The organism is Kaistia geumhonensis (genome assembly GCF_030815145.1).
GTDB classification, from domain to species: domain Bacteria; phylum Pseudomonadota; class Alphaproteobacteria; order Rhizobiales; family Kaistiaceae; genus Kaistia; species Kaistia geumhonensis.
The window spans coordinates 25,362-45,460 of record NZ_JAUSWJ010000001.1 but is presented as its reverse complement, the minus strand read 5'-3'; the positions used below and the strand labels follow the sequence as shown (position 1 = coordinate 45,460).

Here is a 20,099-nt window from a genome sequence, read left to right as displayed (position 1 = left end):
CGTGGCGATGGCCCACGCGCGCTATGGCGAGCTGACAGGCTCGCAATGCGGCTTGACGAATAGCCAATAAGGCTTTTGCCGGTAGGTGCCGACCTCGATCCGCCTGACGCCAGGCTGGTTGCTGAGCCGATCGAAGATCTCGGGCACGAAGGCGGAGATGGGCGTCCAGGTGTTTCTCTGGCTCGCGCCGGGATCGACCATGAGCACGAGATCGGCGAGGTCGATGGTCGCCATCGCCTCGTCGAGGCTGCGTGCCAGAAAATTGTAGTCGGTCGAGAGCTGGATGCCGGCCTTGGCGAGCGACAGTTGCACGGTCTCCGGAGTCAGCGGATCGTAGTTGGTCACGGAGAGACTCATAGCCCTCGCCGAACAGCTGGGGCTGCCGAGCCATTCGTCGCGCCGGAGCGCGACGATGGCGTCTTTCACCTTCGGAAGGAGCCGATTCGCCTCCGAGCCCTCGTCCGCGCGCGGAAAATAGGCGCCGCCGAGCGGCAACGCCACGATCTCGACGGCGAGCACGATCGCGAGCGCGGCTCTGAGGCTCGTCCGCGCAAGCTCGGGCCGAAGCGCGAGCGCGGCCGAGACGAGCCGCACGAAGGCCGCCACCGCCGCCAGCAGGAATGGCAGATAGAAGAAGCTGCCCTGGAAGACGGTCTTCTCGCGGGACACGGACATCGCGACGAAGACGACGACGAGGGTGGCCGTATAGGGCAGCACGCCGCGCTTCCGATAGGCGGGGAAGCGCACATAGACGAGCAGATCGATGACGAGCACCCAGAGGCCGACGCGCCGGAAATGACCGAGGGCCTGGTGGCCGCCGGGGCCGAACAGGTGGTAGTTGAGGTGGAACCAGCGATCCCCGGGGGTCGTCCATATGTCGGCATCGGTGATCAGCACGTCGTAGATGTAGCTGACGGTCTCGCCCGCCAGCAGGATCGCGAAGGGCAGGAGCATCGCGGCATAGAGCGCCACGCTGATCAACGCGCTCCCGATGACTTTCAGCCGGTCCTCCCGCACCAGTGCGCCCTGCGCCACGAGCGTCGCGAGCACCGCGAAACCGAGCGCCGGAATCGTCAGCACCACGGCGCTCGGCTTCATGATGGTGGCGAAGGCGGCGAGCGCGACGATGCCGACACGCCGCCGGACCGTCACCTGCCTGAAATCGATGGTGCAGATCGCCCATAGCGCCAGGGCGAAGACCAGCCCGGCGGCCATGTCGGGCCGAAACTCCGTCACCATCGCATGCGCGACCGGAACGAAGGCGAGCGTCGCGACAAGGAGGACCCTGTCGAACAGCGAACCGAGCGGCCGGGTCAGATAGGTGATGACCACGAAATAAAGCGCCAGCACCCAGCCATTGGCCAGATAAGGCGAGACATCACTCGGCCCGAAGGCCCAGTAGCCCGCCATGGCCGTGAGCGTGCTGACGATCGCATGCGGGGCCAAATGCCAAAAGGATGCGACGACGGAGAAGAGCCCGTTGCCCGGCGCGAAAGCGAGCCGGATATAGGCATCGGCCAGGTAGATGACGTCGTCATAGGTCGGCTCGCTTGCGAACCGGCCGGTGCGCTGGCTGTAAGCGAGATTGGCGAGGAAGACGACCGCGAATATGGCGGCGAAGGGAAGACTGCGCAGGCTCGCGCGAACCAGGGAGGGCCCCTCATACGCCGCGGTCTCAGCGTGGTCTCGCAATCTCGCCGTCAGAGCTGGCAGTCCTCATTGTGATGGTAGCTTCGGAGGCCGTTGCTGGCGCCGACCCTAGGTGGCTCCGATCGGCGCTGCGATGCAGCATATCGCCGCGAATCGTGAGCCTGAGGCGACGCGGACGGGAAGGCCGCCTTCAATCGTGCTTCGCTGCCCCCTCTTGGGCGCAATTCCAATTGATGAAGAGCCAGTAAGGCGAGCCGTAGTAGGTACCGATCTGAACCTTTCGCGTGCCCTGTTTATCGCTCAAGTGCCGGAAGATGTCGGGAATCATTGTCGATATCCGGATGAAGGTGTTGGCATGTCTCGCCTCGACCGGATCGACCGTCAAGACGACATCGGCGTCGTCGACCGCCGTCAGTGCTTCGTCCAAGCTGCGGGGAAAATAGGCATTGAGAGTATCCATTCTGAGCCCCCCGCGCGCGACAGCGTATCGGATCGCGACCGCCGGGAAGGGATCGAGGCTAGTGACAAGCACCGACATCAGCCTGTCCCGACAAGCCGAGCTCGTCGACCACTCGTTCCTGTTCAGAGCAAAAAGCGCATTGGCCACCTTGGGCATCAGCACTGCGGACTCGTTCTGATCGCGATATCGGGGCGTGTAGGCCCCGACCAGCGGGAGCAACAGCACGGAGAGCGTTAGGCCGACGCCTAGTACCCCCCTGATTGCGGAGGGCGCTCCATCCGGCCAGCGTTTCCTGCCTTCGACCGACATGCGCACGAAGGCGTTTGCCCCAGCGAGCAGAAGGGGAAGATAGAAGTAGCTTCCCTGAAAGATCGTCTTCTCGTTGGACATCGACATGGCGCAATAGACGATCGCCAGAGTCGCATACAGCGGGAGGATCTTCCGTTGGCGGTAGGATCGGATGCGCGCATAGACTACGAGGTCGGACGCGACTAGGACGAAGGCCAGAGGTCCAAACGGACCGAGCGCCTTTGTGGCGCCCTCCCCGAACGAGTGATAAGTCCAGTGGAACCAGCGGTCGCCCGGCGTCGTCCAGATGTCCGCATTCGAGAAGAGCACCTGCTCGATATAGCCGACCGTCGGCGCTCCGAGCAGGATCGCGAAGGGAACCAGGGCAACAACATACAGCCCGAGACTGGTCAGCGCGCCACGAACCAGCCGCGACCTGTCTGCGGAGGAAAACAGCCCCTGCGCGACGACGCTGATAACGAAAGCGATCCCGATCCCTGGGATCGCGACGATGATGCCGCTCGGCTTGGCCACGGTCGCCGCGATCGCGATTGCCACCAGGACCAGCTTCGCCCTAAAGTCCATAATCCGGAAGTCGGCGGCGCAGGTAGCCATCAGCGCAACGCCGAAGAGTAGGCCAGCCACCATGTCGGGCCGGAACTCCGTGACCATCACATGGGAGACGGGCACGAAAGCGAGGATCGCCACGAAGAGAATGCGCGGAATCTGCGCCCCGAGTGGCCGGCTTACATAGGTCGCCACCGCGATGTAGAGGGCGAGCCCCCAGGCATTGGCAAGATAGGCAGAGACGGGCTCAGGTCCGAAGATCCAGAAACCCAGCATCGCCGTCAGCGTGGAGGTTGGCGCATGCGGCGGGTTACTCCAGAAGGAGTCGACGAGCGCGGAGAGCCCGTCGCCGGCTCCGAAAGTCAGCCGATCGAAGGCGTCGGCAAGATACGACACGTCGTCATAGTACGGAACGGTCGCAAGCCGGCCCTCTCGAAAGCTGAAGGAGATGTTGGCGACGAAGGTCACGACAAAGATCGCAACATAGGGCAAAGCTGACGCCAGCCTTTCGAGGCGATTGGGAACGGCGCGGCGTCCCGCGTCCGAGATTTCGGATGTCATGTCATCCCCCGCTACGTCTCGGAATCCGTCGACACCCCTGCCCGCCGGACCTCATCGATGATGAAGAGCGGGCGGCGCTTGGTCTCGAGATAGAGGCGGCCGAGATATTCGCCGATGATACCGAGCACGAACAGCTGGATGCCGCCCACGAGGAAGATCGCCGAAAGGAGGCTCGCCCATCCGGCGACGGTGTGGCCGAGCATCCAGGCGACCAGCGACCAGAGAATGGCAAGGAACGAGACCAGCGCCGTCGCAATTCCCGTGAAGCTCGCGACGCGGAGCGGCAGGATCGAGAAGCTGGTGACCGCGTCGACGGCGAAGCGGATCATCTTCTTCAGCGGGTATCCGGTCGTGCCGGCATGGCGCGCCGCGCGATCATAGGCGACCGGCACCTGGCGGAAGCCGACCCAGGAGACGAGACCGCGCGTGAAGCGATACCGCTCCGGCATGGCATTGAGGATGTCGCAGACCCGGCGCGTCATCAGGCGGAAGTCACCCGTGTCGGCGGGAATGTCGACATCGGCGAGACGCCGCAGCACGCGATAGAACAGCTTGGCGCTGCCGAGCTTGAAGGCGGTTTCGCCCGCGCGGGTGCGGCGCTGGCCATAGACGACGTCGGCGCGCTCCGCCTCCATGACGCGGAACATCTCGGAGGCGAGTTCCGGCGGGTCCTGCAGGTCGGCGTCGATCACGAGGATATAGTCGCCGCGGCAGATCGTGAGGCCGGCGCACAGCGCCAGCTGATGACCGAAGTTGCGCGACAGCTTCACCGCCACCACATGGGGATCGCGGTCGGCGAGGTCGCGTGCCATCGCGAAGGTACGGTCGCGGGAACCGTCGTCGATGATGATGATTTCGAAACTGTCGCCGGCAACGGCGCGGGCGGCATCGGAGGCCCGCTGATGGAAGGCCTCCAAGCACCCCTCCTCGTTATAGGCGGGGGCGACGATCGAGAGGCGCGGTTGGGCTGCGGCTGTGATGGAGACCATACGGGAGCATCATTCGTGGCTTGTCGAAACGACCCCGACAACGCGGCCGGGATTGCGCTTTGGCGTGTGTGGTGGACGGCCGCGACGTTAAACTTCGGTGGTCTCGGACCATCGGGCGATCTAGCATCAGTGGATGATACGATGCAAGCTGCGGTAGTAGACGGGAGTAGTTGACGATGGCGATTTCTGAGCCGGACTTCTATGTAGCCGGCGAATTCTATGATCCGGCGCGCGAGCCCGAACTTTATGCGGGCGTTCTCGGGCGGCGGATGCTTGCGTTCATCGTCGACGTGGTGCTGATCGGTGTTTTCGATGTCATCGCCGCCCTGGTGGTGGTCGCCCTCGGACTCGTCACGTTCGGCGTCGGCTGGTTCCTTTTCGCGCTGCCGCTCTTCGCCATCGTCGGCGTGCTGTATGTGGCGCTGACGCTTGGCGGGCCGAAGGCGGCGACGCCCGGCATGCGCCTGATGGGGCTTACGATTCGCGCCTCCGACGGCAGCCGGATCGGGCCGATACTCGCCGGGATCCATGTCATCCTCTACTGGGCGTCGATCTCGCTGCTGACGCCGTTCATCCTGTTGATCGCCCTCTTTTCCAACCGCAAGCGCCTTCTGCACGACATGCTGATCGGCGCCGTCGTCCTCAACCGCGCGCCTCTCCAGGCGACCGGCCGCTGACCTTCTGATTTGCTCTTCCGGGAGATCGTGCCGGCGTATTATCGTCGGCGCGATGGGCCCATTGCCCGGCATGGCGGCTGATGACGCATCACCAGACAGAAACGCCCCAGTTCTTCCTGACGGCGCCCTCGCCCTGCCCCTATCTGCATGGGCAGATGGAGCGAAAGGTATTCACGCATCTCGTCGGTGCCCGGGCTTCGGCGCTCAACGAAATCCTCACCCAGGGCGGCTTCCGGCGCAGCCAGAACATCGCCTATCGCCCGGCCTGCGAAAGCTGCAAGGCCTGCGTGTCGGTGCGTGTCCCCGTCGATCGCTTCGTCCCCGGCCGCGGCTTCCGCCGGGTGGTCGAGCGCAATCGCGACCTCGTCGGCAGCCGCGTCGAGCCGGCCCCGACCTCGGAGCAGTATTCGCTCTTTCGCGACTATCTCGACGCGCGCCACTCCGAGGGCGGCATGGCCGACATGACCATGCTCGACTACGCGATGATGGTCGAGGACACCCATGTCGAGACGATGCTGGTGGAGTATCGGTTCCGCGGCCCGGACAGCGCCCTGACCGGCCGCGGCGACGGCGCGCTGATCGGCACGGCGCTGACCGACATCCTCTCCGACGGCCTGTCGATGGTCTATTCGTTCTACGAGCCGAGCTATGCCGAGCGGTCGCTCGGCAGCTTCATGATCCTCGACCACATCGCCCGCGCCCGGAAGATGGGCCTGCCTTACGTCTATCTCGGCTATTGGGTCGCCGGCTCGCGCAAGATGGCCTACAAGGCCCGCTACCAGCCGCAGGAGCATCTCGGCGCGCAGGGATGGGAGGCCGCGCCGCCGGCCTGAAACAAGCCCTATTCGCCCTCGGCAGCACCGAGGATTCGGGGATCGATCAGCGCCCAGAACGGCAGGAAATCGTCCGTGGCGATGAGGATGCTCGCCCGCTCAGCCAGCGTTTCCCAGCGATCGACCGCCCTCAGCACCGCCAGGATTCTGAGCAGATTCGGGTCGACCTTGGCATCGGCCAACGCCATGCCCGCGACCGCGCCATCGACCGCTGCCCGTCGCCGATCTTCGCAGGCCAGCTGCGCTTCGAGCCCGAGCCGGCGGGCGATTGCTTCCGCTTCGGCCCAGCCGAGCAGGTTGAAGGCGGTGTAGTGAAGCGGCAGCGTCCGCCGTTCCTCAAGCGGCTGTGCGCCATCACGGGCGAACTGCGCATTCGCGCGGACCGAAAGACGGCGAAAGCATCGGACGGTCTCGTCGAAATCGCCGATAAACAGCGATATCGCGAGCATCTCGGTATCATAATAGGTGCCGATATTGTTGCGCGAGACGCGCGCCTCCCGCCCCTGCGGGCTCGATCGCATCCAGTCGGCAAAGGCACCGAACCAGGTCCGCAGCGCTGCGATCTCGCCGGCTGAAAGATGGCCCGAGGCTGCGAGCAGTCGAATGGCATCCAGCAGCGCGCCGACGCGACGCCATTCGATGAGCCCCGCCCCCTGCCCCCGGTCACCGTCATGCCCGGGCCGCACCTGCGCATAGGCGAAATGCGGGTTCATCGCGGTCGCCGGGTCGAGGAACCAGCGCCGGACGAAAGCAGCCGCGAAGTCGGAATAGAGCGGCAGTCCCGTCACCGCGCCGGCGAGCGCGGCGCTGACGGTGCCCGCGAACATGTGGCGGAGGCGATCGCGATCGAAAGCCTCGATCGCCGGATGGCCGGACTGCGCCTCCGCGACGCGCTCGCCGTCGCGGTAGAGATAGGGTCTTCCGTCCGTCTTGGCCGGATCGGGCCAGGAATAGGGTGCCCGCGAGTGGTAGTCGTGCGGATCGCCGCTCTGCGCGATGGCGGTCTTGTCCAGAACGGACATGGTGCCGGCGACCATCGCGGCCTCGGCCGCCGCCACGATGGCAGCCTTGAGAGCCCCTGCAACGGTTCCCGGTTCTCCCGCCGCGACGCGCTCGATCGCTTCCGCGTCGAAGAGGATCGGTCCCTCGCTGTGGCGCGCAGCGATCAGCGCCCGGTCGAGGCCGTCGAGCTTGTCGATGATGCCTGCATTGCGGGCGCGCCAGCGGTCAACGCGCGCGCCCTCCCCGACCTCAAGTCCGGCTGTTCCGGAGGGAAGGCGAGCGACGCGGCCGACGACCAGATGCCGCGACGCGTCGGCGGGCGCGGCGATCTCGTCCAGATCCCAGCGGTCGATCGGTCCCATCACGGCCGGATGGTCGACCTTGAGGCGGGTCAGCAGATCGACCTTCGGCCTCAGACCGTAGCCGAGGCGATCGTCGAACCGGCCGAGCGCCAGTCTGTGCAGCCCGATCTGCGGCTCCTCCGTCGCGTCGTGCGGGATTCCTTCGCCGAGGAGCCGCTCGGGCTGATCGCCGATCCGGACCATGGGGACGACCAGATAGCGCAGCCGCGGATCGCGCCGGACCGCCTGTGCCAGCTCGGCGAACACGTCCTCGGTGAGGAAGATGTTCCCGTCGAAGGGCAGCACCACGTCGGCGATCGCCCGGCCACGATCGAGCGCGGCGTTGCGGGCGCCGTTGTTGTTCATGGCATAGAGATTCTTGGCGAGCCGCAGGCGGTAGGCGATGCGCCAGTTGTGCTCGCCCTCGTCCTCACCGAGCGCGGCGAGAAAATCCTCGTCGCGAAGCGCGCCGACATCCCAGCCGCAGCCCGCATAGGCATCCGGCTCGAAGGGGATGCGGAAGAAATCCTGCCCGCGCTCGGTGAGCAGCGCGACGAGATCGGCCTCGACGGCGGGATCGGTGATCCGGTTCAGCACCCAGTGCTTGGTGCAGTTCGCGAACTCCGGCTCATGATCGAGAATGAACCGGACATTGGTCAGCGTCTGCCCCGCGCTGTGGCGCGGCGGCAGGTCGTTGCCGAGGATGCGATAGAGCGCGAAGCGCGGCGGATGGCGAAGGCCGAGACGGATGCCGCCTTCCGACAGCGCCATACGCAGCAGGCTGCCGATGCGGCCGTCCCGCCCGGGCCGCTGCGGTCGCACCCTGTCGTCTGAGGTCGCGCTCATTCAGAGAGCCGGCGTTCCGAAGCTGTTGGTCTTCGGGAAGCGGTCCGGCGGCAGGCGGCCTGCCTGGCCGCGATCGGCGATGAAATCCTTCAGCTCCTCCATGCTGCGCGTGTAGGAGCGTCCCGAGGAATCCTGCCAGGTCAGGCCCTTCTCGCGCGAGAAGCTGCGGATATCCGAGGGTCCGCCGTCGCGATAGCGCTGCAGCCGGACGCCCTTGCCGCGTCCCATCTCCGGAATCTGCTCCATCGGGAAGGCGAGGAACTTGCGGTTGCGGCCGATGATCGCGACCATGTCGCCGCTGGCATCGACGCAGAAGCCGGCCTCGACCGTCCCCTCGACATTCAGCACCTGCTTGCCCTTGCGGGTATTGGCGACAACCTCCGTCTCGGCAACGACGAAACCGTAGCCTTCCGTCGAGGCGACGAGCAGCTTGCGGCCGGGCTTGTGAACAAAGACGGCGACGATGTCCTGCTCGTTGTCCATGTCGACCATCAGGCGGATCGGCTCGCCATGGCCGCGACCGCCCGGAAGCTTGTCGGCGCCGAGCGTGTAGAAGCGGCCGCCGGTCGAGAAGACGAGGATCTTGTCCGTCGTCTCGGCATGCAGCGCGAAGCGAAGGGCGTCGTCGGTCTTGAAGGTCAGCGTCGAAAGATCGGCGACATGGCCCTTGAGCGCCCGGATCCAGCCTTTTTCCGAAACGACGACCGTGATCGGCTCGCGCTCGATCATCGCCTGCTGGATATCCTCGACATCGTGGACAGGCGCGTCGGCGAAGGTCGTGCGCCGCTTGCCGAGCGGCGTCTCGGGACCGAAGGTCTTGCGGATTTCGCCGATCTGCCAGGCAATGGTCTTCCACTGCTTGCGCTCGGACGCCATCAGCGCCTCGATATCCGCAAGCTCCTTCGTCAGACCCGCGTGCTCGCGGCGCAGTTCCATCTCCTCGAGCTTGCGCAGCGAGCGCAGTCGCATGTTGAGGATTGCCTCGGCCTGCACGTCCGTCAGCTCGAAGGTGCGCATCAGCTCGACCTTCGGCTCGTCCTCCTCGCGGATGATCCGGATCACCTCGTCGAGATTGAGGAAGGCGATGATATAGCCGCCGAGCACCTCGAGGCGCTTGCGGATCTGATCGGCGCGGAAGGCGGAGCGCCGCAGCAGCACCTCGCGGCGGTGGTCCAGCCACTCGCGCAGCACCTCCGAAAGGCTCATGACCTTCGGCACGATGCCCTTCGACAGGACATTCATGTTGAGCGAGATGCGGCTCTCGAGGTCGCTGAGCTTGAACAGCGATTCCATCAGCAGCGCCGCGTCGACCGTCCGGGCACGCGGCTCGAGGACGACGCGGATGTCCTCGGCGGATTCGTCGCGCACATCGACGAGCAGCGGCACGCGCTTGTTCTGAACCAGTTCGGCCAGCTTCTCGATCAGGCGCGACTTCTGCACCTGATAAGGAATCTCCGTGACGACGATGAGATAGGTGCCGCGGCCCTGGTCCTCGATATGCCAGCGGGCGCGCACGCGGAAGCCGCCGCGGCCGGTCCGGTAGGCGTCGGCGATCGAAGCCGGCCCGTCGACGATGATGCCGCCAGTCGGGAAATCCGGGCCCTTCACATGCTGGAGAAGCTCCTCGATGCCAGCATCGGGCTTCTCGATCAGCGCCAGCGCGGCATCGCAGAGCTCGGCCACGTTGTGAGGCGGGATCGACGTCGCCATGCCGACCGCGATCCCGGAGGACCCGTTGGCGAGGAGATTGGGAAAGTTGCCCGGCAGGACGACAGGCTCGCGGTCCTCGCCGTCATAGGTTTCGCGGAAATCGACGGCGTTCTCGTCAATACCCTCCAGCAGGAGGGCGGCGACCTCGGTCATCCGCGTTTCGGTATAGCGCATCGCCGCGGCGCTATCGCCGTCGACATTGCCGAAATTGCCCTGTCCGTCGACCAGCGGGAAGCGGACCGCAAAGTCCTGGGCGAGTCGCACCAGTGCGTCATAGACGGACTGGTCGCCATGCGGATGATATTTACCAATGACGTCGCCGACGACGCGGGCGGACTTCTTGAATCCGGCGTCGGGATCGAGCCGCAGCTGCCGCATTGCATAGAGGATGCGGCGATGAACGGGCTTCAGACCGTCCCGCGCATCCGGCAGCGCGCGGTGCATGATGGTCGAGAGCGCATAGGCGAGGTAGCGCTGCTCGAGCGCCTCTCGCAGATTGATGCCCTCGATGTCGCCGCCGCCGGGCGGAATCAGCGCTTTACCCATGACCTGCCCGACTACCCCGCAAAGGCCACCAATTCAAGGCAGGCAGGCCTCCGCCAATCGTCGGATCAACCTTAAGGTGTCTCGACGTCTGCGGACCTTGCGCGCCGACAGGGGGCAGCCGCTAAAGCGGTCAACCCTCCGCGGCCTCCTCTGCGGCTTCCTTGGCTGCCTCCTTGGCGGCAGCCTCGCGCCTCTGCTTCTCGACCATGCGCACCGAGACGATCGACAGCTCGTAGAGAAGGATCGCGGGAACGGCGAGCGAGATCTGGCTGATCATGTCCGGCGGCGTGAGCACGGCCGCGATCACGAAGGCGATGACGATCGCGTAGCGGCGCTTCGTCTTCAGCATCTCGCTGGTGACGATGCCGGCGCGCCCGAGCAGCGTCAGGACGACCGGAAGCTGGAACACCGTCCCGAAGGCCAGGATCAGCGTCATGATCAGGCCGAGATACTCGTTGACCTTGAACAGCGCCTCGATCGACGCCTTGCCTTCTCCGCCCGTCTGCTGGAACGACAGGAAGAAGTGGAGCGCCAGCGGCAGGATCAGGAAATAGACCAGCGCCGCGCCGATGCAGAACAGAACCGGCGTCGCGATGAGATAGGGAATGAAGGCGTGCCGCTCGTGCTTGTAGAGGCCGGGCGCCGCGAACTTGTAGATCTGGATGGCGATGACCGGGAAGGCGATGAACACGGCGCCGAACAGCGCCAGCTTCATCTGGGTCAGGAAATATTCCTGCGGCGCCGTGTAGATGAGCTTCACGTCCTGCGCCGGACCCACCGCCCACTCATAAGGGATGACGAGGATGTTGTAGATCGTCCCGGCGAAATAGAAGCAGACCAGGAAGGCGACGAGGATCGCGCCGATCGCCCAGATGAGCCGTTGCCGCAGCTCGATCAGATGATCGATCAGCGGCATGCGGCTCGCTTCGATCTCGTCTTCCGGTGTCGACTTCTCGGTCATCGGCTACGCTCTTCGGCCGGCGGAAGAGCGGTGGGGACCGGCTCGGCCGCAGCGGGCTCCGTGGAGATCGGGCGGGGCGGCTCGACCGCCTGCGGAAGGGCCGGCGCCAGCGCGGCGGTCGTCAGCGGCAATTCAGGCGCGGCAGGGTCGGGCGTCGACGAGACAGTTGCCGGAGCAGCTATTGCTGCAGCCCCGTCCGTCATCGTCTTGCGGGCACGCGGCGTCGCAGCCTTCCGCGGCGCAGGCGTCGTTTCGCTGGGCGCATCCGCGAGGCTCACGGCATCGCCAGCGGGCTTCTTCGCCCGGCTCGCGCGCGGCTTCGGAGCGGCTGCCTCAGCGTCCACGACGTCGGCGACAACTTTCGGCGACGCCCGCTTGCGAGCCGGTTTCGGCGCCTCGGCAGGCTTCTCGGACTCAGAGGTCCCCGGCGCCGTTGCCGTGGCACCCGCCGCGACTGCCGTGGTCTCCGGCCCAACCGCAGCGATCTCCGGCGCGACCGCCGTCTTGGGCGCAGCCGGAATCGGAGCGCGGTCGACGGGCATCGGATCTGGAGCCGGCATCAGGTCATCGTCCGACATCGGCTGCGCGAGCTGGGTGGCAGGCGGGGGAACCGGCTCAGGCGCAGGTCGCGCCGCCGGCTCCGGCTTGGCGAGTGCCGCCGTAACCGGATCGAGGCTCTTCTTGATCTCGTTGAGTGGGTTGAGGCCGCGAAGCTCGTTGATCGAGTCCTTGACTCCGTCCAGTTCGGCCTCGCGCAGGGCCTCGTTGAACTGCGACTGGAACTCGCCTGCCGTACGGCGCACCTTCGCCATCATGCGCCCCGCCGCGCGAAGCATCGGCGGGAGATCCTTGGGACCGACGACCACGATCGCCACGACGGCGATCACGAGGATCTCGCTCCAGCCAATATCGAACATCGATTGCCAAGCCTGCCGACACGGCGGAAGGCGCCCGTCAACGACGTGGCGGCTCCCGCATGGATGCGACCTCCGCGGAGGTTAGCTGGTGCGCGTCTTCTCGTCGGTCGTCGGCGTCACCACCTCGGCCGACTTGTGATCGATGCTGCTCCCCGGACGCGAAGCCGTCTCGTCCTCGTCGGAGAGACCCTTCTTGAAGCTCTTCACGCCCTTGGCGACATCGCCCATGACGTCGGAAATCTTGCCCTTGCCGAACAGCAGCAGCACGATCACCAGCACGATCAGCCAGTGCCAGATGCTAAACGAACCCATGTAACCTCTCCGATGCGCCTCCTGCGGCGCGGCCGGTCTGGACTATCGCAGACACGTTTGCCCGCCGCAACATGACCCGAGCGCTAACCCGCATGTAGGGCTATTGTGAGGCCTTATCAAACACGAGAACGTCGCGCTCCTCGAGCGACAGGAAAACCGTGTCGCCCGGCTTGAAGGGCAGCGGGCCGCGGCTGCGAACCTTGACCGGCGTCTCGCTGCCGCCGACGGCCACGTCATAGAGATCGACCTCGCCCAGGAAACGGTGGCCAACCACCCGTCCGGGAACGCCTTCGGCGCCCGGCCGAACGCCCTGCGGACGGATGCCGACCGTCACTTCGGTGCCGTCCGCGCGGCCGCGCGCCGCGACGCTTCCGGCCGGCGTCTCGACGCGTCCATCGCGGACGACGCCGTCGAACTCGTTCATTTCCGAGAAGAATCGGGCGGCGTAGAGATCGACGGGCCGCTCGTAGAGATCGCGCGCCGTGCCGACCTGCAGCAGGCGACCCGCGCGCATCAGCGCGATGCGGTCGCTCATTCGCATCGCCTCCTCGGGGTCATGGGTAACGATGATGCAGGTCGCGCGCGTCTCGCGGATGATGGCGAGCGTCTCGTCGCGCACATGATCGCGCAGACGCTTGTCGAGGCCCGAAAACGGCTCGTCCATGAGAAGGACGCCCGGTCGCGGCGCGATGGCGCGGGCGAGCGCCACGCGCTGCTGCTCGCCGCCCGAAAGTTCATGGGGATAGGAGGCGGCGAAGCCGTCCAGGCCGACCCGCGCCAGCGCCAGATGGCCCTGCCGTTCCGCCTCGGCACGGGGCAACGACGCGAGACCGTAGATTACGTTCCTGAGGATCGTCATGTGCGGGAAGAGCGCATAGTCCTGGAACATGAGGCCGATGCCGCGCTTTTCCGGCGGCATCTGGACCTTGGGTCCTGCGATTTCCCGGCCGTTGACCGTCAATCGACCGCCTGTCGGCGTCTCGAGCCCGGCGGTCACGCGCAGAAGGGTCGTCTTGCCGCAGCCGGAGCGCCCAAGCAGGCTCACAACCTCGCCGGGCTCAACCTCGAGGTCGATGCCGCGCAGCGAGGCCTCGCCGCCATAGTGATGCGTGATGCCCTCGAAGCCGAGGCGGGAAGCGATGGCAACGCCGGCCGTGCCGCGCCGTCCCCAGGCCGTCCGTTCGAGCGTTTGCGTCGTCGTGCTCGTTGTCGTGCTCATGGGAGCCGTTTATCCCGAAGCGTGGCGCCGGTCGACCGTTTTGCGGGGCGAAGCGGCTCAGCCGTCCTCGCCGAGTCCCGAGGGGAGCAGGTCGGCGGGATCGAGAGGGTCCTCGTCCTCGGTCAGCGCCGCCGAATCCCGCGGTTCCGGAACCGTGAAGCCGGGCGGGATACGTCCGTCGAGCAAACCCGCGCCGCGAAGTTCCTCGAGGCCCGGCAGGTCGCCGACCGCCTCGAGGCCGAAATGGACGAGGAAAGCCTCGGTCGTGCCATAGGTGATCGGCCGGCCGGGAACGCGGCGGCGGCCGCGCATGCGCACCCAGCCTGTGTCGAGGAGCACGTCGAGCGTCCCCTTCGACGTCGTGACGCCGCGGATCTCCTCGATCTCGGCGCGGGTCACAGGCTGGTGGTAGGCGATGATCGCCATCGTCTCGAGCGCCGCCCGCGACAGCTTCTTCGGTTCCTCGGCCTCGCTCTGCAGGAGGAAGGCGAGATCGCCAGCTGTGCGGAACATCCACTTGCCTGCCACCTCGACGAGATTGACCCCGCGGCCTGAATAGGCGAGCTGCAACTCGCGCAGCAACGCCTTCACATCGCTGCCGTCGGGAAGCCGCTCGCCGATCTCGGCCGCCGACAGCGGCTCGGCGCTGGCGAAGAGAATCGCCTCCGCCATGCGGAGCGCCATCCGCCGCGCCTCGGGCGCAAGCGAGGTGATCGAGACCGGTTCAACCATCGTCGTCTCCGGCGCCCGCGTCGCGCAGAAGGATCGGCGCGAAGCTCCCTTCCTGGCGCAACGTCAGCTTGTTCTCGCGCACGAGTTCCAGCGCCGCCGCGAAGGCACTCGCCCGGACGCTTGTCCTCGTCTCGGCATTGGCGAGATAGGGCGAGAGGAAGACCTCCATTGGCGTCCACTCGGCGATATCGCCGATGAGCCGCTCCAGGAGCTCGCGCCCCTCCGCCAGCGACCACACCTGGCGCCGACGCACATGGACGATCGACACCATCTGGCGCTGGCGCTGCGAAGCATAGGCGGTCAGAAGGTCGTAAAGCGTGGCATTCCAGCGGGTTCGCCGGGAAATCTCGACCGCTTCCGGAGCGCCGCGCGCATGCACGTCGCGCCCGAGGCGGTCGCGGTTGACGAGCCGCGCCGCGGCGTCGCGCATCGCCTCCAGCCGCTGCAGGCGGAAGGCGAGAGCCTGCGCCAGTTCGGCGCCGCTCGGCTCCTCTCCCGATTGCGGCTCCGGAAGCAGCAGCCGCGATTTGAGATAGGCCAGCCAGGCGGCCATCACGAGATAGTCGGCCGCGAGTTCGAGCCGCAGCTTCCGCAGTTCCTCGATATAGGCGAGATACTGATCGGCAAGGGCGAGTATCGAGATGCGCGCGAGGTCTACCTTCTGCGTTCGTGCGAGCGTCAAAAGGAGGTCGAGCGGCCCCTCGAAGCCATCGACATCGACCGTCAGCGGAGGGCTCTCCTCAGCGGGGCGCCAATCCGGCCGTTCCCAGTCCTCGGCAGCCTTTAGCGTGTCGCGTGCCGGCTCGGCCATCGCCGTCCCTTCAGGCCGAAGGGGGCCAACCGGCCCGCTCGGCGAGGATCGCGAACTCGGCCTCGGCGCCCTCCCGGTCCAGAGGATGCGCCGAAACCCGCGATGCCAGCGCAGCGGTCGCGCGCTCGGCGGAGCGGCCGGCGAGTTCGGGGACGGCGGCGGCGACGCCGCGCATCTCGTCCATCAGACCGTTGCAGTGGAGGACGATATCGCATCCCGCGCCGATCACGGCCCGGGCCCGGTCGCCGGGTTCGCCGCCGAGCGCCTTCATGGAGAGATCGTCGCTCATCAGGAGGCCATCGAAGCCGATCTTCTCGCGAATGACGCCGCCGATCACGGCCTCGGAGACCGTCGCAGGCCGTCCGGGGTCGATCGCCTCGAAGACGATATGCGCGGTCATGCCCATCGGCAGGCCGGACAGCGCGCGGAAGGGGGCGAAATCGGTCTTCATGAGCGTGGCAAGCGACGCCGAGACGGCAGGCAGCTGATGATGGCTGTCGACCACGGCGCGGCCATGTCCGGGCATGTGCTTCATCACCGGCAGGACCCCGCCGGCCATCAATCCTTCAGCCGTCGCCGCGCCGAGCACGGCGACCATGTCGGGGTCATGACCATAGGAGCGGTCGCCGATCGCCTGATGCGTTTCGCTCGTCGCGACGTCGAGCACGGGAAGGCAATCGATGGTGATGCCGAGATCGGCGAGATCCGCCGCGATCAGCCGTGCCTGCAGCCAGGCCATCCGCCGTCCCGCCGCCTCGTCCTCGGCGAAGAGACGCCCCGCATGGCGCGCAGCCGGCCGGCCAGGCCAGTTCGGCGGTACGATGCGCTGCACGCGGCCGCCCTCCTGATCGATCAGGACCGGCCGGTCCGGATCGTCGAGGGCCTCGCGGAAGCTCGCGACGAGGTCGCAGACCTGCTCGGCCGTGCCGATATTGCGCTTGAAGAGGATCAGCCCCCAGGGCCGCTCGTCGCGGAAGAATGCGGTCTCGTCTGCGGTGAGGGTCGCCCCGGCGCAGCCGGAGATGAAGGCCTTTGCCGTCCCAGCCTTGGCCGTCATGCGAGAGGTCATGGTGCGCGCGCTCCTGGTTCCGGCGGCGCTCTGATTCGGCCGCGCCGACGGTCCATGAGAAGCGTTTGCCGCTTCGGCGGGCGAGCGCAACCCCGCCGAGCCCTGTGCGCCTCGCGGCGCACAGGAAGCAGTTCGTCAGTTCTTCTGGACGATGCAGTCGCCGCCGGCAGCCCTAAGCTGCTCGCAGAACCTGACGGCCTCGTCGCGGGTCGCCATAGGGCCGACGCGCGCCCGATAATAGACGCCCTTGGCGCCGAGATCGGCCTTGGCGATGTCGGGCGTCCGGCCGCCGAGCACGCTCGGGAACTTGTTCTGCAGATTCTTGAAGGCGGCGGCCGCCGCCTGCTCGCTGCGCTGCGACGTGACCTGGACCACGAACCCACCGGTTACCGGCGGCGCCGACGCTGCGGCCGGAGGCTCCGGAGCGACCGTCGGGGCGGCGGCGACCGCCGTCTCGGCCGGCTGCGGCGCCGCTGGCGGCTGGAGCTGCGAGTTGTCCTTCGCCGAGGCGACCGGAGCCGTGTCGCTCGACCCGGCGGGCGCCACGTCGTTGGCGGCCATCGAGGGCGGCGCATCGCTCGCCGGCAGAGGCGCATTGTCCGGCACAGTGGCGGTCGCTGTCGGAGCGGCGTCGCTCGCTCCGCGCGGCGCCGCCTCGCTGGAGACAATGGTGCCGTCCGGCTTCACGACGACGGTACGGACCTTGCGCGGCCCGGAATCGTCGGTCGCGTCCTCGGTGCCCGGCACCGCGGGTGCCGTCGACTGGTCGCCGGGGCCACCGGGGAGGATGATCCGCGAGATCTCGCGGCTGGCCTCGCTCTCGTTGGTCTGTGCGGTGTCGGTGGCCGCGCTCGTATCGGGAGGCGCGAGCTGGTCGGGCGAGCCCTGATTGGGATCGGCGCGATCGTAGATCAGCTTGTTCTGCTGCGTGTCCTGCTGCGCCGCCTGGGGCTGGACTTCCGGTTCGACCTTGGTCGGCCCCTCGTCCGCAGCGATGATCTGCGGCGTTCCGCTCGTGCCGCCGCCGCTGCGCCCCATCAGCGCGAAGGCGCCGATGCCGCCCACTATCACGACCGCACCAACGATGCCCGCCGTGATCAGCAGCTTCCGCGAGCGGCGTGGCTTCTCGTCCACGTAGCCGCCCTGGTCCGCATAGCCGGCGTCATCGTCGTCATAGGGCTCGAACTCGTCGTCCTCGAGATAATCCTCGTCGAAGTCGTCGTCGACATCCCGGCGTTCCGCCGCGACAGGCGGCTGCACGGGCGCCGCGGGGCGGCGTGCGACTTCGGGCGGAACGCGGCCACGACCGAAATCGGGCGATGCCACATAGGGTTCGCCCGCTTCCACGGGCGCGGAGGCGCGGGGAGGCGCTACCGGCGATGCCGCACGGATCGGCGGGGCCATCGGGTCCTGGGGGCGCGGCTGCGCTGCCGCCCGAGGCGGCTCCGTGCCGCGGGGGGTCACCGGGGCTGCCGACCGCGCCGGAGCCTCGGCCGGCCGGGCCGAAGGGTCGAACGAGGAATGCAGATCGTTCAGCAGCTCGGCCTCCAGATCGAACGAGAAGTCGCGCTGCTGGGAAGCACGCGGCTGTGCCGCGGCGCGGGGCGGTTCGGCCTGCGGCCGGTAACGCGACCCGAGAATCTCGTCGAAGCTCTCGTTGCCGGACACGATCCGGGCCAGTTCGACCAGCGGATCATCGTCAGGAAGCGTCGCCTCGTCGCGGCGCGGCTGGGGATCAGCCGCGGGACGGCGCGCCAGGGACTTGTCGAAGCGATCTGCCATCGCGCTCCATTCTCCGCCCGTCCATCAGGAAAACGGGCTTATCATCATGCCCGTAGATGCAGCGGTCAGCGCATCTCTTCGGGCGCGCTCACGCCGAGCACATCGAGACCGGATGACAGCACCAGCTTTATGGCGTGAACAAGGGCAAGCCGAGCCAAGGTCGATGCTGGCTGCTCAGGGTTAATAAAGCGTAATTGCGGCATATCCTTGCCCCGGTTCCACTGCTGGTGGAACTCGGCTGCGAGTTCGTAGAGATAGAAGGCGATGCGATGCGGCTCATGTGCTTCCGCCGCGCCCTCGATGATGCGGGGATACTCCGCGAGCCGCCGCTGGAGCCCCTGCTCGCCGCTGTCGTCGAGCAATGAAAGATCAGCGCCGGCAAGGCTTTCCGCCGAAAGGTTGATTCCCGGCATCTCGATTGCCGCGTTGCGAAGGATCGAGGCGGCACGGGCATGTCCGTACTGGACATAGAAGACCGGATTGTCCTTCGACTGCTCGGTCACCTTCTGGAAGTCGAAATCGAGCGGCGCGTCGCTCTTGCGATAGAGCATCATGAAGCGCACCGCGTCGCGCCCGACCTCCTCGACGACGTCGCGCAGCGTCACGAAGTCGCCCGAGCGCTTGGACATGCGCACCGGCTCGCCGGCCCGGAACAGCTTCACGAGCTGGCAGAGCAGCACCTCGACGCTCACGCTTCCGCCTGAGAGAGCCCGGCCAAGCGCCTGCAAACGCTTCACATAACCGCCATGGTCGGCGCCGAGAACATAGATCAGCCGCTCGAAGCCGCGGTCGACCTTGTCCTTCATATAGGCGACGTCGCCGGCGAAATAGGTGTAGCTCCCGTCCGACTTCATGAGAGGCCGGTCGATGTCATCGCCGACATCGGTGGCGCGGAAGAGCAGTTGTTCGCGGTCCTCCCAGTCCTCGGGAAGTTGGCCCTTCGGCGGCGGCAGCGTGCCGCGATAGACGAAGCCGCGCGCCGTGAGGTCATCGATGGTCGACGGAATCCGGTCTCCGAGCGACGCCTCCGAGAAGAACACGTCGTGATGGACGTTGAGCAGGGCGAGATCGTCGCGGATCATCGCCATCATCATATCGATCGCCGTCTTGCGCACGACCGGCAGCCATTCGGCCTCGCTCTGCGACAGGAGCGCAGCGCCGAACCGTTCCGCGAGCGCCGCGCCGACCGGCTTCAGATAGTCGCCGGGATAGAGCCCCTCCGGGATCGCGCCGATATCCTCGCCGAGGGCCTCGCGATAGCGCAGGAACGCGGACCGCGCGAGCACGTCCACCTGACCGCCGGCGTCATTGATGTAGTATTCCTTGGTGACCGCGAAGCCGGCCGCCCCGAGCAGGTTGGCGAGCGCATCCCCGACCACCGCGCCGCGGCAATGGCCGACATGCATGGGTCCGGTCGGATTGGCAGAGACATATTCCACATTGACCGGCCGCCCGCCGCCGATCGTCGAGCGGCCATAGCCGGCGCCGGCCTCGATCAGCGCCTTGAGCGCGCGGGCGCGATAGGCGGCCGACAGCGTGATGTTGATGAAGCCCGGCCCCGCCACGTCCGCGCCGGCGACGTCCTCGTCGTCGCGCAACCGGCCGGCGACGGCCTCGGCGAGGTCGCGCGGCTTCATGCCGAGCGGCTTGGCGAGCACCATGGCGGCGTTGGTGGCGAGATCGCCATGGGCCGCGTCACGCGGCGGCTCGACCACGATGCGCGAAAGATCCGTGCCCGCATGGCCGCCGGCGGCGAGGACGACCTCGACGGCCGAGGTGACGCGCGCGGTGAAATCGCGGAAAATGTTCATGATCGCGGTCGCTTT

Annotated in this window: 16 protein-coding genes; 2 read left to right on the top strand and 14 right to left on the bottom strand. The window is 66.9% G+C overall.

Features of this window, described 5'->3' with window-relative positions; all coding sequences use genetic code 11:
* Nucleotides 1–21: 21 nt before the first annotated feature.
* The 3 genes from QO015_RS00270 to QO015_RS00260 form a co-directional block, all read right to left on the bottom strand.
* Nucleotides 22–1,692, bottom strand: coding sequence for a hypothetical protein (locus tag QO015_RS00270; protein ID WP_266282237.1), 1,671 nt, complete (start codon nt 1,690–1,692; stop codon nt 22–24).
* A 148-nt stretch (nt 1,693–1,840) separates the two neighbouring features.
* Complete coding sequence (locus tag QO015_RS00265) at nt 1,841–3,526, bottom strand: hypothetical protein (protein ID WP_266282238.1); 1,686 nt, start codon at nt 3,524–3,526, stop codon at nt 1,841–1,843.
* A gap of 11 nt (nt 3,527–3,537) precedes the next feature.
* Nucleotides 3,538–4,515, bottom strand: coding sequence for a glycosyltransferase family 2 protein (locus QO015_RS00260; protein WP_266282239.1), 978 nt, complete (start codon nt 4,513–4,515; stop codon nt 3,538–3,540).
* A gap of 176 nt (nt 4,516–4,691) precedes the next feature.
* Between QO015_RS00260 and QO015_RS00255 the strand changes: the two genes are divergently transcribed.
* The gene (locus QO015_RS00255) at nt 4,692–5,192 is read left to right on the top strand and encodes an RDD family protein (protein WP_266282240.1); all 501 of its coding nucleotides are present in this window, start codon (nt 4,692–4,694) and stop codon (nt 5,190–5,192) included.
* 80 nt (nt 5,193–5,272) lie between these two features.
* The gene (locus QO015_RS00250; protein WP_266282241.1) at nt 5,273–6,025 is read left to right on the top strand and encodes an arginyltransferase; all 753 of its coding nucleotides are present in this window, start codon (nt 5,273–5,275) and stop codon (nt 6,023–6,025) included.
* A gap of 8 nt (nt 6,026–6,033) precedes the next feature.
* Here QO015_RS00250 and QO015_RS00245 read toward each other — a convergent pair whose 3' ends face one another.
* The 11 genes from QO015_RS00245 to argS form a co-directional block, all read right to left on the bottom strand.
* Complete coding sequence (locus QO015_RS00245) at nt 6,034–8,214, bottom strand: alginate lyase family protein (RefSeq protein WP_266282242.1); 2,181 nt, start codon at nt 8,212–8,214, stop codon at nt 6,034–6,036.
* The gene (gene parC / locus QO015_RS00240; protein WP_266282244.1) at nt 8,215–10,470 is read right to left on the bottom strand and encodes a DNA topoisomerase IV subunit A; all 2,256 of its coding nucleotides are present in this window, start codon (nt 10,468–10,470) and stop codon (nt 8,215–8,217) included.
* Nucleotides 10,471–10,600: 130 nt separating this feature from the next.
* On the bottom strand, nt 10,601–11,431 hold the full coding sequence (gene tatC, locus QO015_RS00235; protein WP_266282245.1) for a twin-arginine translocase subunit TatC: 831 nt from the start codon (nt 11,429–11,431) through the stop codon (nt 10,601–10,603).
* Nucleotides 11,428–12,348, bottom strand: coding sequence for a Sec-independent protein translocase protein TatB (gene tatB / locus QO015_RS00230; RefSeq protein ID WP_266282246.1), 921 nt, complete (start codon nt 12,346–12,348; stop codon nt 11,428–11,430). Before tatB ends, tatC begins: the two co-directional genes overlap by 4 nt.
* Before the next feature lie 81 nt (nt 12,349–12,429).
* A complete protein-coding gene (locus tag QO015_RS00225) occupies nt 12,430–12,660 on the bottom strand; it encodes a twin-arginine translocase TatA/TatE family subunit (RefSeq protein WP_266282247.1) in 231 nt (76 codons plus the stop codon).
* Between the two features lie 100 nt (nt 12,661–12,760).
* Nucleotides 12,761–13,879 (bottom strand): ABC transporter ATP-binding protein, encoded by a 1,119-nt coding sequence (locus tag QO015_RS00220; protein WP_266282248.1) that lies wholly within the window; start codon nt 13,877–13,879, stop codon nt 12,761–12,763.
* A 57-nt stretch (nt 13,880–13,936) separates the two neighbouring features.
* Nucleotides 13,937–14,611 (bottom strand): SMC-Scp complex subunit ScpB, encoded by a 675-nt coding sequence (gene scpB / locus QO015_RS00215; RefSeq protein ID WP_266282250.1) that lies wholly within the window; start codon nt 14,609–14,611, stop codon nt 13,937–13,939.
* Nucleotides 14,604–15,422 carry a segregation and condensation protein A gene (locus QO015_RS00210; RefSeq protein WP_266282252.1) on the bottom strand — a complete coding sequence of 273 codons (819 nt, stop codon included), beginning with the start codon at nt 15,420–15,422 and terminating at the stop codon, nt 14,604–14,606. Before QO015_RS00210 ends, scpB begins: the two co-directional genes overlap by 8 nt.
* Before the next feature lie 10 nt (nt 15,423–15,432).
* The gene (nagZ, locus tag QO015_RS00205) at nt 15,433–16,491 is read right to left on the bottom strand and encodes a beta-N-acetylhexosaminidase (protein ID WP_266282253.1); all 1,059 of its coding nucleotides are present in this window, start codon (nt 16,489–16,491) and stop codon (nt 15,433–15,435) included.
* A gap of 135 nt (nt 16,492–16,626) precedes the next feature.
* The gene (locus tag QO015_RS00200) at nt 16,627–18,273 is read right to left on the bottom strand and encodes an SPOR domain-containing protein (RefSeq protein ID WP_266282254.1); all 1,647 of its coding nucleotides are present in this window, start codon (nt 18,271–18,273) and stop codon (nt 16,627–16,629) included.
* A 65-nt stretch (nt 18,274–18,338) separates the two neighbouring features.
* Complete coding sequence (gene argS, locus QO015_RS00195; protein WP_266282255.1) at nt 18,339–20,084, bottom strand: arginine--tRNA ligase; 1,746 nt, start codon at nt 20,082–20,084, stop codon at nt 18,339–18,341.
* Between the last annotated feature and the right edge of the window lie 15 nt (nt 20,085–20,099).